At 43.4% G+C, this 17868-nt stretch carries 13 protein-coding genes; 1 reads left to right on the top strand and 12 read right to left on the bottom strand.

Annotation, left to right across the window (positions count from 1 at the left end):
• Positions 1-2: 2 nt before the first annotated feature.
• The 11 genes from VK179_09410 to VK179_09360 all read right to left on the bottom strand — a co-directional run bounded on the left by VK179_09410 (position 3) and on the right by VK179_09360 (position 13705).
• Complete coding sequence (locus VK179_09410; protein ID HLO58946.1) at positions 3-2777, bottom strand: hypothetical protein; 2775 nt, start codon at positions 2775-2777, stop codon at positions 3-5.
• Between the two features lie 13 nt (positions 2778-2790).
• Positions 2791-5169, bottom strand: a complete 2379-nt coding sequence (locus VK179_09405) for a glycoside hydrolase family 31 protein (protein ID HLO58945.1) — start codon at positions 5167-5169, stop codon at positions 2791-2793.
• A 52-nt stretch (positions 5170-5221) separates the two neighbouring features.
• Complete coding sequence (locus VK179_09400; GenBank protein HLO58944.1) at positions 5222-5593, bottom strand: L-rhamnose mutarotase; 372 nt, start codon at positions 5591-5593, stop codon at positions 5222-5224.
• A gap of 14 nt (positions 5594-5607) precedes the next feature.
• Positions 5608-7545, bottom strand: coding sequence for a sialate O-acetylesterase (locus tag VK179_09395; protein ID HLO58943.1), 1938 nt, complete (start codon positions 7543-7545; stop codon positions 5608-5610).
• Between the two features lie 143 nt (positions 7546-7688).
• A complete protein-coding gene (locus VK179_09390) occupies positions 7689-8489 on the bottom strand; it encodes a penicillin-binding transpeptidase domain-containing protein (protein HLO58942.1) in 801 nt (266 codons plus the stop codon).
• Positions 8490-8491: 2 nt separating this feature from the next.
• Complete coding sequence (locus VK179_09385; GenBank protein ID HLO58941.1) at positions 8492-9211, bottom strand: META domain-containing protein; 720 nt, start codon at positions 9209-9211, stop codon at positions 8492-8494.
• A gap of 16 nt (positions 9212-9227) precedes the next feature.
• Positions 9228-9686, bottom strand: coding sequence for a hypothetical protein (locus VK179_09380; protein ID HLO58940.1), 459 nt, complete (start codon positions 9684-9686; stop codon positions 9228-9230).
• 43 nt (positions 9687-9729) lie between these two features.
• The gene (locus tag VK179_09375) at positions 9730-10260 is read right to left on the bottom strand and encodes a hypothetical protein (protein HLO58939.1); all 531 of its coding nucleotides are present in this window, start codon (positions 10258-10260) and stop codon (positions 9730-9732) included.
• A gap of 42 nt (positions 10261-10302) precedes the next feature.
• Positions 10303-11880, bottom strand: coding sequence for an amidase (locus VK179_09370; protein HLO58938.1), 1578 nt, complete (start codon positions 11878-11880; stop codon positions 10303-10305).
• 4 nt (positions 11881-11884) lie between these two features.
• Positions 11885-12364 (bottom strand): VOC family protein, encoded by a 480-nt coding sequence (locus VK179_09365; GenBank protein ID HLO58937.1) that lies wholly within the window; start codon positions 12362-12364, stop codon positions 11885-11887.
• Between the two features lie 51 nt (positions 12365-12415).
• The gene (locus VK179_09360) at positions 12416-13705 is read right to left on the bottom strand and encodes a M28 family peptidase (protein ID HLO58936.1); all 1290 of its coding nucleotides are present in this window, start codon (positions 13703-13705) and stop codon (positions 12416-12418) included.
• A 305-nt stretch (positions 13706-14010) separates the two neighbouring features.
• Between VK179_09360 and VK179_09355 the strand changes: the two genes are divergently transcribed.
• Complete coding sequence (locus tag VK179_09355; protein ID HLO58935.1) at positions 14011-16962, top strand: DEAD/DEAH box helicase; 2952 nt, start codon at positions 14011-14013, stop codon at positions 16960-16962.
• A gap of 103 nt (positions 16963-17065) precedes the next feature.
• Here the strand turns inward: VK179_09355 and VK179_09350 are convergent.
• Positions 17066-17868 (bottom strand): HD domain-containing protein (locus VK179_09350; protein ID HLO58934.1); only part of this gene is annotated, 803 nt, incomplete at its 5' end.

Raw genomic sequence — 17868 nt, 5'->3', positions numbered from 1 at the left:
ATTTATTGAAAAAGTGATTTTAAAAGTAACTCATCAGCAGTGAAGCCCGGTTTAAAGGAACCGGATTTCATATAACTGACAAGAGAACCGTATAATTGCTGTGCTTCAGGCTTATCCGACAATGCAGGCAGGTCAGCCATGCAAACCAACAGCTTTCCCTCACCCACGCGAAACTCAAAGACAAGGCCCAGTTTGTGGTCCCTTTCCAGGTTATCAATAACCTGAACTATGGGCTTGTATTCCTTCGGGGTATTGTCAAGTATTGCCGGATGGCCGGCTTTAATGATCGAAAACCACTGCCAGTCAGTATATTTTTCTGTAGGGAATAACTTTAATGCGGGATGGTCCGGGTCAGTCAGAATGCCTAGAGTGCCGGGAGAAACCGGCTTTTTCGCCCACTCACTGATTCCTTTAAACATCCCGAAATTCCAGAATTCAGGCGGGAATAAACCCCCATAAGTGTTTGAAGGGCTTGCTTTAGGAAACAACAGTACCTTTCCACCCGAGCCAAGCGTCAACAAAGCGTTTTCATCAAGATAATCTTCAGCTATAACAACATCATCCTTTTGTATGACCTGTTCCGAGGGATATACCCACAATGGATAGGAATTGGAATAGCCTGATTTTTTGAGACGGATATTCAATGTGAGTTGTTCAGAGCTCTTGATTGACTTAAAATCAATATTCAATTCACCAAGATGTTGCAGGCCACCATTTTTGACACTCAGATTTTTAATCTTGCCTGAAGCATACACTTCACCGTTCTTCTTTACAAGCTGCCATATAAGCGCATCGTCCAGGTTGCGGTTCGAATAGTTGGCCGCAAAAACAACGCCATGAAAAGTCTCATCCGATTTCCAGCAGTACTTTTGAAATTCAGGCAGAATCACCACATCATTGCACGACTGCAGCCAACTCTCGCGGACGATCACTTCTTTATCATCCATAAAAGCATCAAGAATACCGACAAGCGCAGTACCCTGACCCGGGAAGTCCTGCAGATCGAGAAGCTGAAAGCCTGCAAGGCCTTTTGTACGGAGAGCCGCTTCCATTTCGGCCTTATAACAAAGGGCAGACCAGGCACCGGAAGCTTTTTGAAAATCGACATCCTGATCCATCATACCCGACTTTTCAAGTCGTTTCCTGAAAACTTCAAGATTTCGGGCCTCAAGTACGCCGGTGTATTTTTCAATTTCCTTGAAATCAGGGAATACCTGGTATTGACCGATCTCATGACTGATCATGGGTATTCGGATTCGCGAAACAGCCGAATCGAAGTTAATTTCAGTCGATGGGGTTTGGGTATTCAATATTCCCCCGTCTTTCGAATCGGCAAAGGCATGGGTAAGCCGTGTATGCGTAAGAACAGTGTCACCATTGGATGGAGTGCGGGCTGCCACGAAAAAGTCAGCTATCGCCGGAGGCTCCCTGTAACCGATGTTATTATTGGATCCCGCAGCATACAACACCCTGTTATCCGCGTCTTTGAATGCCTGCAGATTTTTTTCAACCCTTTCATGACCCGACCATATCTCGTTTCCACTGGAGAAAAGAACAAAGGAAGGATGGTTGGCATAACGTTTCAGCATCGCCATTCCTTCGGCCTTAAGCCTGTCAGCAATGGAGTCCGATTCTAATCCGCCCCAGAAAGGCAATTCAGCCTGTATAAAAATTCCAAGCCTGTCAGCAGCAGTAAATGCCGCTTCCGGAGGGCACCATGAATGAAAGCGATAGTGATTGATACCATATGATTTGGCAATCCGGAACACCCTCACCCATCCTTCAGGATCCATCGGGGGATGGCCTGTTAAGGGAAATACACAGGCATCATGTTTTCCCCGCAGGAAAGTAGTCCGACCGTTAATCTCAAACTGTGTTCCGTTGGCTGAAAATTTCCGCATGCCGAAAGGAATTGTCCGGCTGTCGGCATATTGCCCCGCTGTTACTATGGCAGTAAGTTCGTAAACAGGCTGATCATAGTCATCCCAAAACTGACATTCTTTGCCCAGGTTATAATCAATCGTAATAACCGAATCAGCCGCCTTATAATGCTTTGTGTGAAGCAGCCTCAAATTTCCGTGAAAGCGGCGTCTTACAAAAAGGGTAATGTCTCCCTCCGATTTCAGGCCGTTCACCCGGAGTTTCACATCCACTTTCTTTTTGGAAATATCCGGGTAGGCCTGCAAATCGGCTATATATACCGGATCGGAGATTTGGAGCTGAAACTTTCCGATTATCCCGTTCCAGTTGGTTTGGGTGTCGTCGGAATAAATATGGACATTTCCGTAGGGTGTAAGCTTCAGATCGTTGTTGATGCGGATTGTCAGAACGTGTTCACCGGGAGTCAGCAGCCGGCTCAGGTCGTATTCCTGCGGAGTCTGCAGTAATTTTGAATCCCCGGCACCGATACCGTCAACCCAAACCATCGACGGCTTCGTCCGTTCCATAAATAGTACGATATGTTTGCCGCTCAATTCCTCCGGAATGACAATCTTTTTCCGGTACCATGCCGGTCCCTCATACCTGTATTTCCGGTTAAGGTGCATGGTTGTTGTATCCCTGTTCAGAAATCCTTTTTTAGCTTCATCAGTGGTTCCGGGAAGCTGAATGGAATCGCTGAGGTTTAGTGCAAACCACTTTTCACTGATTCCGGTGTTGCCTGTATCCGTGGCAAATTGCCAGGTACCAGTCAAATCGACAACCGTATTATGCGGAACCTTTTGTTTACTGCAGGAAACGAACAGGATGACCGACAGGAATACAACAATGCTTTTCATTTTCTTTTAATAATTACCGGGTGATTGAAGTTTCCTTACCGTCATAAGCCACCGTTTTAAATTTGGCAGCAGGTTCAATTCCTGTACCGCTTTTCGGCCCTACCCAAACTACATTGAACGTGCGGTTTGTCAGCATTCCGCTGTATTCACCCTTGCGTTCTCCGATAGTGAGTTTTTGTTGTTTGTCATTCCAGGTAAATGTGATGGTGGAATAACGTCCCTTTTCATAATTGTATGTATCGTTCTCATCTTCATAAAGGACAAACCGGGCATCAGCTCCGGAATAAATCCTTATTTCAATAGGATCAGCAGGCTTTTCTGTAGCATATTGCAGGTACGGACCCATGGGCACAATTGATCCTGCTTTAACGTAAAGCGGAATGGTTTCAATGGGTGCAGCGGCATCAATTGTCTGGCCGCCTTCAATAAGTTTACCTGTCCAGAAATCATACCATTTGGTTGATGCCGGTAAATACACTTTTCTTACTTTCTTAACTGAATTGGCATTTGCGGTTGAATACATGGGCCATGTGATGGGGTTCACAAGGAATGCAGATCCAAACATATACTGGTCGGGAATGGACCTTATTGCCTCGTCATTTCTAAAGTCGAATGCCATCGACCTCATGATTGTATAACCTTCGCTGGTTACTTTCCATCCTAATGAATAAATATAAGGAAGAAGTCTGTATCTCAAATTATCATATTTCATCAGGATTGCCCTGGTGGGCTCATCCCAGTTTTTTGAAAAGATGGCTCTTTCGCCTTTTCCATGTATTCTGAATATGGGACTGAATGTACCAAACTGAAACCAGCGTGTAAACAGTTCACGGTTATTGGGTGTTGACCAGTCGGGTGGCATCCAGTGAAAATGATAGCCGCCTATATCCGATGTCCAGTAAGGGATACCTGAAACGCATGCGTTTATTCCCTGCGGTACCTGGTTGCGGAATGCATTCCAGGTACAGGTGATATCCGAAGACCATAAAGTAGCTGCATTTCTCTGCTGACCTGCAAAAGCCTGGCGGATCAGGAAGAAGGCCCTTTTTTCGGGAATGTCTCTTCTCCAGTTTTCATATAATCCCTGCGAATGCATCAGGGAATAAGTATTCATATAATCAATACCTCTGCCGATAGCAAAATGACTTTGCCTCCGGAGATCGAGCTGGTTGCCGTTATCGGGCTCACACTGGTCAACCCACCATGCATCCCATCCATAGCGGCCAATAAGGCTGTCGTAGGCCTGTTTCCAGTAAAGCGACCGTGCCTGTTCACTGTGGGCATCATAATAATTATCCTTAATATGAGTCATTACATTGTCCCACTGAATATCGGTCATTCCTCCTGAATTATCCATTTGCTCGTAGGTTTTGGGTCCTTTTGAAAACACAGGCCAAATGGATATCATGGCATGAAGATTGGCTTTATGAAGCTCATCAACCATGGCCTTCGGATCGGGATAACGGGCAGGCCACATTACATGAGAGCCGATCACATTAGGTTCCCAGTAAAACCAGTCCTGAACAATGCAATCTACCGGGATACGGTTATTGCGGTAATTGTCCTTAACTGAAAGCACTTCTTTCTGGCTCTGGTAGCGGTCCTGTGACTGGAATAACCCGAATGACCATTTCGGGAACATGGGGGATTCGCCTGTGGCCTTGCGGTAAGAGGCAATGATCTGGTCGAATTCAGGACCATACATGAAATAATAATCCACCATACTGCCGCTTTCCGATTCATAGCGGTATTGCGTATTGTTGTTTTCAGCCCCGTAAAAAGCTGATGCAGAATAATTATCCCACATCAGGCCGTAGCCGCGTGTCGAAAGCAGTACAGGGATGGATCCGGTCATATAACGGATGACCATATCCTGGTTGCGGCCCTTATAATTAATCGAAAGGGAATCCTCAGGATGGCAACCCAGTCCGTACAAAGCTTCATTTGCGGGTGAATCAAAAACCGTTTTGCATATGTAGGTTGAAATTCCGGCGATTGTCGCGGGAGTCATCGATTTTCCCTGTGCACCGGCTTCATTCAGAATAATATTTCCCTGAAGGTCGGTAAAAGTAACTGCACTGGTCTGCCGGTCGACAAGGATCTTCATTTTACCGGTTGTGATCACCACCTGGTTTTTATTGTCAACAGATGTAAATGTGGGTGAATTCTGCCAGGTATTTGTTACAACAAGTGATTGCTTGTCGAGGAACAGGGGCAACGAAGTGTATTTTACCTCAACCATGTTGTCGGCGCATACTTTCACAATCATCAGGCCATTATCAAGCCTGAAGCTTACCTGGTTATTTTCCTGTTTCCAGGATAATACGGCAGCTTTTGAAGAAAATGATAATGCCAGGGCAACCAGCATCATTCCAAGTAGTAGTCTTCTCATAAATGAACTTTTATAATGTGTTTAAAGTGGTTTATTAACAGGTTAGTTGCTATCAGGGTAGCTTAAAAATTCTTTCGATCAAATGCCATTTTTCATCAGCTGTGGCCTCAGCACTTGTTTTCTGAAATGCGGAAACATAGGCTTCCCACTCCTTCTGACGGGGTTTTTGAGCCAGTTCAGCCATTGCCTTATCATGATCAAAACCGGGTATCGTGTCCATGATCATAAAAAGTCTTGTCCCGTCGATATAAATTTCCATGTCAATTATGCCGACTTCCCTTATGCCCCGGGGTATTTCAGGCCAGCTGTTCCTGGTTTCATGTACCTCCCTGTATCGCTTAATGAGATCCGGATCGTTTTTTAATTCAAGCGTTTTGCAGTAACGCTTGAAGGACGAATGATCAGATTTTTCGTAGTATTCCATTTTGAATCAGTTATTTACTTGTTGTCAGTCCGGAATGGTGCTGCAGGAAGTCCTTCCTTATTATAAAGATTGGCACCGGCCGGATTATCCGCCCAGGCGTACCGTACAGCAACCGGAGTTTTTACGTCATTATTCCAAACAATCACTTTGTTATTTGTAATCATTGCCCTGGCCCAGGTGAATTTCATGTCGCTTCCCGCGATGGCAAACTGGTTGAGAGTTGAATCACCTTTGGCCATCAATCCGCTTCCTTTGGATGCAAAATCGAGTATGATCCTGTTGCCTTTGATTTTCATCGATTTGTACACAGGGCCAGAAAAGACATTTCTATCACCATAGGCAACCTTTCCTGCAGCCAGGGCAAGACGTTTGGCCACATCAAGCTTATTGAGCGGATGGATATCATTCCATTCTCCTAAGTCGATAGCCACTGCCATAGCGGTGTTTGGAACAGACAAAGCGGATGCCTGCGCCTCCCTGAAAAGAGCCCAGTTGCTTTCAGAAGGTTCCGGTCGTGATGCCATAAAATTTGGCAATTGCACATACAAAAACGGAAAATCGCCCTGGTTCCAGTTTTTTCTCCAGTCATTTATAAGAGCAGGAAATATTTTCTTCTGTTCGGCCGACCGGTCCGTATTTGACTCGCCCTGGTACCAAAGAACGCCTTTGATATGAAAGGCGAGCAGCGGTGATATCATGGCATTGAACAGTCCGACCGGTTTATACTTAACAGTGATGCCTCCCGGTGTAGGTTTCATTGATGCACCAAGCCTGAATTGCCAGTCGCCTGCGAGGTCAATTTTACCATCACCGGATACCAGTTCATAGGGCTTGTCAGGCACAAATCCCCCCTGTCCGCCGTTATTGATGATCCTTACAACAATGGTATTGGGTCCGGCATGCAATATTCCGGCCGGCACTTCATAGCGCCTGGGAGGATACTGATAGCTTGTGGTACCCACAAAAGATCCGTTAATAAATACCGAATCGGCATCCACTATTCTTCCCAGGTAGAGTTTTGCTGCTTTTTCAGCCAGATCCGAGGGCACTTCAAATTTCTTTCTGAACCAGACCACCCCGTTAACGGCGCCCAGGGAGGTGGATGCCCAGTAACCGGGCACCTTCATCACATCCCATCCGGATGTATTCAAATCCGGGCTGGTCCATTTATTCTGCGGATCAAGATAACCTGCGTCTTTGCGACCCAATTCCTTATACCATGCCATAGGTTTTTCGCGGTTATCCTTTTCAATCTGATCAATAAGTGATTGGTCTTTGAACCGCTGCAGTTCGTTATAATAATCAGGAAAATCCCTGATCGCATCTTCGCTGAGCCATGCTTCGGTAGGAGTTCCGCCAATGGCAGTGTTGATTATGCCAACCGGTACACTATATTTTGCGTTGATCTCACGGGCGAAGAAATAACCCACTGCACCGAAATTCAGTACTGTTTCCGGATTTGTCTTCTGCCACTTTCCACCTTTATAATCAACAACACGTTCAATGAAATTGTATGATTGCGGTGCAGTGAAATAACGGATGAAATTATTTTCAGAAGCAGCTATCTCAGGGCCGTAAATGGGACTTGCCCGGCGCATGTTCAGTTCCATATTCGACTGGCCTGAACACACCCATACATCGCCGATAAGGACGTCGTTAACGATAACGGAACTTGTGCCGGAAATAGTTATTTTATAGGGGCCTCCTGCTGGCATGGCAGGAAATACAACTTCCCACAAACCTTTATCATTTACGGTTCCCTGCAACGTTTTACCGTCCATTTCAACTGAAACCGATTTTCCGCCGGTATCCCATCCCCAGATCCTTAAAGGTGCCTGACGTTGTAAAACCATCCCGTCACTGATAAGCGACGGCAATTTAACCTGGCAATGTACAGCCGTTCCTGCAAAAATCAATAACAGAAACCACAGATTTCTAAATGATCGGATCATCCTGAAAAAATGAAATTTCGAATAACGAATATAATCATTCTTTCATTGTTTGATGATTGGGGTTTGAGGTTTGAGGTTTGGGGTTTGAGGTTTGCGGTAACTTCTGAAATCGTAAATCAGTGTTCGGTGTTCGGTGTTGAAGTTCAGAGGATTTTCAGCTCCCTTAAAATCTCCTTAGCAATATCGTATCGCAGAGGCGCAGTTTTTTCCCAATCATTTGACCTGAAATTCATGGCATAGAAGTAGGTATGGCCCTCTTTTTCAACATACCCTACAAGCCACATTATGTAGTCCGTATCGGAAAGCATCCCGCTTCCGGTTTTACCACTTAAAATATATGCCGGAGTTCTTTCAAGCACTATGCAGCCTTTTACAAGATCGACAGAACGTTTGCTTACCGGCAAGTTATAATTATAAAATCTCCTGAGAAATTCAACCTGTTGCCTGGCGCTGATCCTGAATGCACCGGCAAGCCAGAAACGGTCGGAAGGGCCCCTGAGATCCTTGTTGCCATAGTCGAAATCACGGACATACCGGTAATAGGTATCAATCGGCATTTGCTGTGCAAAACCTGTATAAACCCACACGCATGAGTATTTTAATGAGGTTTTAAGCGTCTGATCCTGGTTCCAGGTTGTAATAAACCATTCATGACCGTCCCATTTGATTACCTGGTTTGTGTCGGTCACAACCTCTTCTTCAAGAGCGATTAAGGCATGAGGGATTTTGAAGGTGGAAGCAGGAATATAACCTGAATCGCAGCTCAACCTGTTGTATTCAATCCAGGTGTCAGATTCAGTATTATAAAGTATAAAACAACCTTTTACTCCATGTTGACTAAAAGAAGAACTTAAATCTTTTTCGACTGTATTTTGTGCGGTCACAGTGTCCGACAACAGAATTAAACCGGACAATACTGAAAGGAAAGAGTAAATCCGGAACATAACTATAATTTGTGGTAAAGCTTCAGCAGGTTAAACTCACCTTTGTTTAAAAGGAGTGTGTCGTTTCTGACTTTGAAGTTGTCACAGTCTCCAAGAGCCATCATGAATATTGATTCAAACTGAATTCTCTCACAGGCCATTTTTGTTGAAATCAACCGTGAAATACGGATTGAATTGGCTTTTAACTCATACCTGCCACTAAAGCTATTGCAACCTCCGTTTCCGGTAACCGAATTAGTCAATATCTTAAAGATCAAATGAGGCATACGCTGCGCGGTTGTATCAATGATCATCTTCTTTCCATTGAGTTCAACCGGTATCCAGGTTATTTCCTGTAACTGGTTTGTGATTTTTTTTAGCATGTAATTTCCATCCTGCTTATTTTTCAAAGCCAACGGAGTGAGTGAGCTTTCATTTATTGAATAAACAAGGGGAATATCAAGAGAATCTGCATGAAGTAAAAAAAGCGTGTTTCTTTTTATTTCGTAAGTTCCTTTTGACCGGTTTATCTCGCCTGATGAATCAGGATGTTCGGTTTCAATTTCAAAATTTCCGCCTTTCAATTTGATAACAACAGCAATCCCTTTGCAATCAATACATGGAAGAATACCTGAAAAGACTGATCCATCCATTGTTGATGCGGCAGGATTGCCTTCTATCTGGTTTTTCCTGGCACAGGAAACTAAAAGCAAGGCCAGGATACATATTGACAATGCTTTCATTGTCTTTTTTGCAGAATTATTTAAAAAATGAAATGACTTCTTTACGGTTGAAATTATTCATCGATGTGATCAAGGGCTCCTTATTTTCACGGAATAACACCATATTGCCTTTGGTCTCATCCCGTTCAATAGTGACCTTGCTTATACCTCCAGCTTTAAATACGATCACATCCCTGTCGGTTATTTTGCTTGCAATCCTGAATGAATCAAGCATCTGGATGGCCCTTTCATTATACCAGGTCATATCGTCCACAAATTTCCTGTATGAAATCTCATCGAGGCTATTTTTCATGGCAACCTGTTGAGTGCTGTCGGGCCACCAGAATACTACCATATTCTGTTCAACAACAAGCGTATCGGGAACTTCAGCAGACGCCATATCGGAATCTTCCTCGCTGACTGCTGTTACAGGAGTTTTTCTTCCATTGCAGCCCAGTATGAGGACTGAGAATAAAACAACAAGAAAGATTTTCATGATAGAGTGATTGAATTGTATGCTAAAGATAGGATAATAAATCTTAAAGCATCGCAATAACACCCTCACTTTTAATCTGAAGGTATTGTTTCAGATTGTTTTCATGTTTCGCTTTAATAAGTTCTTTCAGTTCGTCATCAAGACTCACTTTATTTTCCGGATTCTCACAATATTTTATAAATGTTACAAACGAATTGTATTTAAGGTCATTTGCATCATCTGTTTTCTTTTTTATGGCATATTGTGCCATGGATGCCAGCATCACACCAAGAAGTGAAGGTGTGGTATTGATTACTTTTGCTGTGCTTTCATCCAGCGAAAAGTTATAATCGGGCGTCTGATCCATCCATCTCATGATAAACTTAACGGCATTCATCCGGTTTTCATCCTTTTCAACAAGGTTAATCGGACTGTTCAGGATATAATCACAACATTCTATAACCTTGTCTTCATTTTTTGAACACGATTCTTTGTCCTTCAGTTCAATTTTTTCCAGACCTGAATAATCCTGGGCTGCAAGGCCCGATACTAATGTTACATGAAAAAGAACCAGGTATACTAAGCGAAGCTTCATACTGTAGGATTTATAATGAATAACAGGTATGTTTAAAATTTGTTATTGCATAAAAGAAGGAATTTGCCTGTGTTTCGTAGCCTGTTCATAAGAATAGGCAATACTTATCAGACCGGGTTCACTCCATGCTCTTCCGGTAAAAGATATACCTACAGGCAAACCATCAATATTTCCCATAGGAACTGTGATGCTGGGATATCCTGAAAGGGCAGCCGGGGATGAACTTCCCAGAAGAAAGAAATCACCGTTTACAGGATCAGTTTCCCAGGCCGGTGACCCGGTTTCTGAAATAATAGCATCAAGTCTGTTTTCATCCATTACTTTATCTACCCCTAACTGGCGGCTGTATTTCATCATAGTTTCCAGGGCTGCTTTATATTCAGCAGAATTCAGATCCTTCTTCTTCGCAGCCATTTCAAGGTATATCTGGTCGAAATACAAAAGTTCAACACTGTCTTTCCTATTGAATTCTATCAACTCATCAACATTTTTAACCGGGGCTTTCTCACCGAGCGTCGAGAAATAGTGGTTCAGTCCGTCTTTAAACTCGAACAGCATTACCTGGAAAGAAGCATCTTCTGCCTTATTATCAAGGATATTATTGATTTCAATGATTTCAGCTCCCAGTCTTTTCATATCCCTTACAGCTGCCATCATTATTGAATCCACTTTAAAACTTTTTCCGAAAGTCCCTGTGAAAAGTCCGATCCTCTTGCCCTTTAATCCTTCATTATTAAGAAACTGGCTATAATCAGTATACGATTTTCCTGCGCTTTCAAGCGTTCTTGTATCAGTGGAATCAACTCCTGTAAGAGCACCGAGGCAGATTGCCGCGTCTCTGACAGTCCTGGCCATAGGACCGGGAGTATCCTGGGTAAACGATATCGGAATAATTCCTGACCGGCTGATCAGGCCGACTGTAGGCTTAATACCAACGATGCCATTGTTATTGGAGGGACAAACAATAGAACCATTGGTTTCAGTGCCGATTGCAAGCACTGTGAGGTTGGCAGAAACTGCCGCCCCCGAACCCGAACTTGAGCCACACGGATTGCGTGAAAGATCATAGGGATTGTTTGTTTGCCCACCTAATCCACTCCACCCGCTTGTTGATAGCTGACCCCTGAAATTGGCCCATTCGCTCAGGTTTGCCTTGGCAATAATAACAGCGCCGGCTTCACGAAGCTTTTTTGCGACATAGCTGTCCTGGAGCGGGAACGAATTTCTCAAAGCCCTTGAACCCGCTGTACATGGCATTTTATCATGGGTATCAATATTGTCCTTCAAAATAACCGGTATGCCGTGCAACGGTCCCCTGATTTTGCCCTCCCTGAATTCTTTGTCCAGTTTCTTTGCTATTTCAAGCGCATCCGGATTTATAGCAATAATTGAATTCAATTGCGGTCCATTTTTGTCGATGGCATCAATCCGGTCAAGATAAGCCTGTATAACGTCTGTTATGGTAAATTTTCCGTCGCGATAGCCCTGGGATAATGCAGCAACATCATACTCAAGAAAACGGAATTCTTCAGACGGAATGATCGTTTCAGAACTCTTCGGCGTGCAGGAAATCAACGACAGCAATACGGCTAAAATCAGAAATGCTTGTTTTATATTCATGGTTTCAGGATTGTATTAGGTTAATTACCTGGAATTCAGGAATAGATGTCCTAAGAGTGATTTCCTTTACAGAGTACCCGAGATTATGAAATCGCATCACAAACTGCCGCATAGCTTCGCCAATTTCGATAAGATGGTTATCCGGGTCAAAAAACCGTATAGTTCGCTGTCCCCAGGGTTCTTCGTGCAATTCATGCAAAAATTTTATATTGTGCTGTTTTAAAGCAGAGAAAACAGCATCAATATCTTCAGTTTCGAAATAAACCTCAAAGCGGCAGTATGATTGGTTGCGTGTATTTTCAAGACTAAGCCTTTGAGGTATAATATGACTTTCTCTTATCTCCCATAAAGTAGGACCAGATTCAAGGATTACATTTTTACCAAAATCAAGGTCAATCTTTAAACCCAGAACATCACACCAGAATTTTTTGGAAACGTCAATATTGTTCACAAACAGCGCTGTTCCACAATTACTGAGTTGCATTGGTATTTATCGCAAATGGTTTAACAAATATAATCCGGACTATTGACTGTGTCACCGAACCTTCGTAAAAAATTCAGCCATCAGATTAAAATAATCATTGAATTCTGTCAGAGGTAAAGTCTCTGCCTTATCGTAAATATCATGATAAGCATCAATACCTCCAAGAGTATAAATATAGAAACAGGGAACCCCTCTTGAATAAAACGGGCAATGATCGCTGTTGCAGGCCGGACCCCTTACCTGCACAGATTTCAGCAGGTTTTTGCCATCGTTTATATCCCTTAGCAATTTGAACTGCCCGGGAAAAACAGTACCGTTAACAACTTTGATTCCGTCATCCCCGGTTCCTGCCAAATCGAAATTAACAAGGAACCGTATTTTTCTGAGGTCAAAAAACGGGTGATTCACATAATAAAGGGATCCCAGGAGACCGGCTTCTTCACCTGTGAATGCCATAAAAACAACAGTATACCGGGCAGGGTGGCTGCTGAAATACCGGGCAAGAGCCAGCATCATAGCCACACCGCTGGCGTTATCATTGGCACCCGGAAAATACGTGTCTTTTCCCATTTTGCCCAGATGATCATAATGAGCCGTGATAACAAGGAATGAATCCGGAACGGCGGTTCCGGGCAGGTAACCGACCACGTTCGCCGTTGTGTATTGGCCCAATTCGGATTCAATATCCAGGCTGAGGATTGAATTTTCAGAAATCTCAACTGCAGGACCTACGACGATAACCGGATGGGGAATCCGGACACCTGATATGCTCCAGGTAAGTTTTCCGGCGGTATGAATGATTATCCCGGCAAGGTTGAGGTTCTTGCCGGTTTTAAGATACAGTAGCGCTTCAGAAACCCTTGCTGCATTTTCATGGGTATATGATCCCGAGCCTCTGTCATCAATGACAAGAAATTTACCTTTGCCGGCATCAATGGCTTTTTTCAGTTTTACGCTATCGGTCAATTCCTTGCCTGAAATAACAAAAAGGCCGAAGCTTCCCCTGGCAGAAGGTGAGGCAGGGTCAACCAAATAATCTTTCCCGGCAACCAGTTGCTTATTACCAATCGAAACCATCATCCGGCCCGGAAAAGTGTTTACCGAAACTCCGAATGGCTGCCGGTAGTCGTTTTGAAAAGCTTTCAGCCCTGATTTTTTGTATTGTTGAATGATATAGTTTGCCGATTTTTTATTGCCGTTTTGCACATAACCCCGGCCTTTAAATGCCGGTGAGGCAAGCGTATTAACTATTTCCCGGGCATAAGGGAGTTCCTGGCTGTCCGTTACTCCGCAAGGTAACAGGAATAGCAGGAACAGGTATGTTTTAATGTATGAACGCATATGTAAATATAGAAAGAATTGCGGTTTGAGGTTTGGGCCCAACCCCACCTCGACAGGGTACCCCCACCCTGTCGAGGTGGTCCCATTTTTGGGTTAAAATTCAGGCTTATTTGTTCATAGACAAACTTTTATCACCAAATCATTTACTGTTCGTAATTATAAAAGCTTGAAACTTTGTAAACCTTAACAGGCATACCTTTTAGAAGGGATTATATACCCCGTCGAGGTGGGGTAGTTTAGTTCCTGTTGAAAAGTAAAATGGAAGAAAATTTCGTCAAAAGGGTTCTTTTATCCATTTTTGTAGTATGAAAGGGAAATTTGCGTTAACGCTTACCAACCACCGAATTTTAGGACCATTGTTCAACCCTGTTGTTATACTGCTCAGCCAGAACAGGGAGTATTATACAGTAACAGACAGGCTTTCAATAGCTAACCTGAAGCAATATGAACTGTTTCTTAAACCTGAGGAAATCAGGCTCATAAAGATTATTGAAGAATATTCGGATACCCAGCTTCTTAAAGTGTTTTCGAAAAAAAAGATCAGTGCCCAGGATTTCCTGGCTTCGGTTGACGAGAAGTTATTTGAAACGCAGGTTCGCCCCTATATTGAAAGAAGATTGAATCGTTGTATAGAACTGTTTTCGGGAACTGAAATCCCGGTATACCAGAAAAAGCAGCACAATAATATTTACGATACCGACAGGCTGTGGCTCCAGGAAGACATTGCCGATGCGGTTTTCAATTTTATAAGGAACAGCGAAGGAATCCAGTATTTTCTGACGATCAGTTACAATGATGAAAGTATCAGTCTCACAGGCAAAAAAGGATTTGTACTCACCAATGATCCCTGCTGCCTTGTGCTTGAGAACAGGATTTTTCAGTTTGATGATATAGATGGAAAGAAACTGCTTCCTTTTTTCAAAAAAAAGTCAATCAGCATTAGAAAGGAAACTGAACGCAAATTTCTTGAAACTTTTGCCACCACGGTTATTCAAAAGTATAAGGTAAATGCTTCAGGCTTCACTGTCACCGATTTGCATTTAAAACCGAAGCCGGTGTTATCGATTGAAACCGGAATTTCAGGTCTGCCCGTTCTGATGCTGCGATTCCGATACAGTGAAAAAATTGAATATTATGCGGGGAAAAAATCGGATTTACTTGTAACGCTTACTGAAAAAGATGATGAAATCGATTTTAAAAGGCTTAACCGCAATCCTGAATATGAAAATGAGGTGATCTCTTCCTTGCTTGAACTCGGCCTTGCCAATGTGGATGCGTCATCCTTTACACCCCTGCGCCTAAAAAAATCAGACAATATCCTTGTTACCTATGAACTGGTGAACTGGCTGAATTTTAATGCCGAGTCACTGGGAAGGAATGGTATAGAAGTTCAGCAAAGCCCGGTGCATCCTTATTACCTGAAACACGTTGAGCTTAAGCTGAAGGTATCGGAAAACAAGAGCGACTGGTTTGATATCCAGGCAGTGGTTCAGCTCGATCATTTTGAAATACCGTTTATCAGGTTCAGGGCTTATATACTCGAAGGAAGACGCGAATTTGAATTGCCCGATGGAAGAATTGTGATTCTGCCCGAGGAGTGGTTTGCACGGTTTAAGGATCTATTCTCCTTTGCCCGGGAGAACAGCGGTCAGCTGCAGATCGACAAGCAGCACTTTCCATTGCTGAAAGAAAGCCTTAAAGGAATTGAAGGCTCATACACCGGCAAACTAAAGAAATGGCTTGAAACTGCTGTTTTAGAGGAACAGGCAGTTCCTGATGAAATTCAGGCCGATCTCCGGGATTACCAGAAAAAAGGCTTCAGCTGGATGTGGAAATTATACCTGAATGATTTCGGAGGATGCCTGGCAGATGATATGGGACTTGGAAAAACCCTTCAGACCCTCGCGCTTGTTCAGCAGGTTGTAAACAATGAACGTAAAAGATATTGCGGTCCTGCCAGTTCCCGATTTGAGAGGCAGCTTACCATATTCGATTCACCGGATGTTGCCACTGTAAAAGCAAAACCCACACTCATCATTGTACCCTCCACCCTTGTGCATAACTGGATCAATGAAGCAGTACGCTTCGCTCCTGAACTGAAAACCGGATTTTATGGAGGGCAGAACAGGAAACCCTTTCAGTATTATTACGAACGGTTCGACCTGATTATCGTATCCTACGGACTAATCCGCAACGATTTGGATTCACTGAAATGTTATGATTTCCTTTACATCATACTGGATGAAAGCCAGGTGATTAAAAACCCTCATTCAAAAACCTACAAATCCATCGTAAACCTGTCTTCTTCTCATAAACTTGTGTTGACAGGTACGCCAATAGAAAATTCGCTGACGGACCTCTGGTCACAGATGAATTTCCTGAATCCCGGACTTCTCGGAAGTTTTGAATTTTTCAGGAACCAGTTTGTCATGCCCATTGAAAAGAGCAGTGATGAAAAACAGGCGCGCATATTGCAAACGCTGATCAAACCCTTTATCCTCCGTAGGACAAAAAGTGAGGTAACCCGGGAGCTGCCACCCATGACCGAGCAAATGATTTTCTGTGAAATGTCGGAATCACAGCAGGCATTTTATGAGACCGAAAAATCAAAAGCCCGGAACCTGATACTTGACAATATTAAGCAGCAGGGAATTGAAAAATCATCATTCATGATTCTTCAATCGCTTACAAAACTCCGCCAGGTTGCCAATCACCCGGTGCTTATAGATGATATGTATCATGACGATTCAGGAAAGCACGATGTGATACTCGACAATATTCACAACCTGATTGCCGAAGGTCACAAAGCGCTTATATTTTCATCATTTGTGAAACATCTTGAACTGTATACAAGGTATTGTGATGAAAACAATATCCGTTATGCTTTCCTTACCGGTGAAACTCCGCAGCAACAGCGTGAAACTGTCATCAATAACTTTCAGAACGATCCGGACGTCCACCTGTTTTTCATTTCAATAAAAGCGGGAGGATTCGGGTTAAATCTTACATCGGCTGATTATGTATTTATTCTTGATCCTTGGTGGAACCCGGCCGTTGAAGAGCAGGCACTGAGCAGGGCACACAGGATGGGACAGAAGAAAAAAGTGTTTGTATACCGGTTCATTACAAAAGACACTCTTGAAGAAAAAATTCATCTTCTTCAGGAAAAGAAATCACACCTCGCCGAGAGTTTTATAAACAACAACAATCCGTTTAAAACAAGCGATACGGAGGAACTGATGAGTTTACTGGAATAACAAACCAATCGTCATTGCGAGGAGCCGGACAAATCTCTGATTATAGTCAATAAGTAATGCGACGAAGCAATGACGCACTTTGGCACTCCCTTCTCCCTACTCCCTACTCCCTACTCTTCTTCAATCCCAATTCCCTTCCCTTACTCATCATTAGCGTATACGCTTCTTCGAAGTTGTTGTGGATGGTTCCGTCAAGAATTGCGTCTTTTATTGTGGTTTTAATAATTCCTACTTCACGGCAGGGGCCTATATTAAATGTCTTCATGATCAGTTCCCCATCAACAGGCGGCTGAAAATTTCGCACAGCATCCTTCTCTTCGATCTCCTTCATTTTCTGCCGTACAAGCTGGAAATTAGAAAGGTATTGCCTTACTTTTTCATCGTTTTTTGAAGTGATATCCGCTTCGCACAAAGTCATCAGATCATCCACATCATCACCGGCTTCGAAAAGCAGCCTGCGTACTGCCGAATCGGTAACCTCCTCTTCAACAAGCGCGATGGGCCTAAGGTGGAGTTGTACAAGTTTCTGGACGTATTTCATGCTGGTTCCCAGCGGAAGGTGCAACCGTCTGAATATCTCCGGCACCATTTTGGCACCAATGAATTCATGACCATGAAAAGTCCAGCCATGACCCTTTACAAATTTTTTTGTAACCGGCTTTGCAATGTCGTGCATAATGGCAGCCCAACGGAGCCAGAGGTCATCTGACATTCCTGATATTTTGTCAAGTACCTGCAGGGTATGGTAGAAATTGTCCTTATGCCCTCTCTTATCGATAACCGCCACCCCTTTGAGATTATGGAACTCAGGAAAAATCAATTCAAGCAATCCGGTTTGTTCAAGCAACAGGAATCCTTCGGATGGCTTTCGGGCGGCAACGATTTTATTCAGTTCATCAATGATCC

The sequence above is a fragment of the Bacteroidales bacterium genome, assembly GCA_035299085.1.
In the GTDB taxonomy this organism is placed as follows: Bacteria; Bacteroidota; Bacteroidia; order Bacteroidales; family UBA10428; genus UBA5072.
This window is presented reverse-complemented; position numbering and strand designations above follow the sequence as displayed.

Coding starts and splice junctions, on each gene's coding strand:
- VK179_09395 (HLO58943.1), bottom strand. CDS start 7,545: ATGATCCGATCATTTAGAAATCTGTGGTTTCTGTTATTGATTTTTGCA.
- VK179_09375 (HLO58939.1), bottom strand. CDS start 10,260: ATGAAGCTTCGCTTAGTATACCTGGTTCTTTTTCATGTAACATTAGTA.
- VK179_09410 (HLO58946.1), bottom strand. CDS start 2,777: ATGAAAAGCATTGTTGTATTCCTGTCGGTCATCCTGTTCGTTTCCTGC.
- VK179_09390 (HLO58942.1), bottom strand. CDS start 8,489: ATGTTCCGGATTTACTCTTTCCTTTCAGTATTGTCCGGTTTAATTCTG.
- VK179_09380 (HLO58940.1), bottom strand. CDS start 9,686: ATGAAAATCTTTCTTGTTGTTTTATTCTCAGTCCTCATACTGGGCTGC.
- VK179_09365 (HLO58937.1), bottom strand. CDS start 12,364: ATGCAACTCAGTAATTGTGGAACAGCGCTGTTTGTGAACAATATTGAC.
- VK179_09360 (HLO58936.1), bottom strand. CDS start 13,705: ATGCGTTCATACATTAAAACATACCTGTTCCTGCTATTCCTGTTACCT.
- VK179_09355 (HLO58935.1), top strand. CDS start 14,011: ATGAAAGGGAAATTTGCGTTAACGCTTACCAACCACCGAATTTTAGGA.
- VK179_09405 (HLO58945.1), bottom strand. CDS start 5,169: ATGAGAAGACTACTACTTGGAATGATGCTGGTTGCCCTGGCATTATCA.
- VK179_09370 (HLO58938.1), bottom strand. CDS start 11,880: ATGAATATAAAACAAGCATTTCTGATTTTAGCCGTATTGCTGTCGTTG.
- VK179_09385 (HLO58941.1), bottom strand. CDS start 9,211: ATGAAAGCATTGTCAATATGTATCCTGGCCTTGCTTTTAGTTTCCTGT.
- VK179_09400 (HLO58944.1), bottom strand. CDS start 5,593: ATGGAATACTACGAAAAATCTGATCATTCGTCCTTCAAGCGTTACTGC.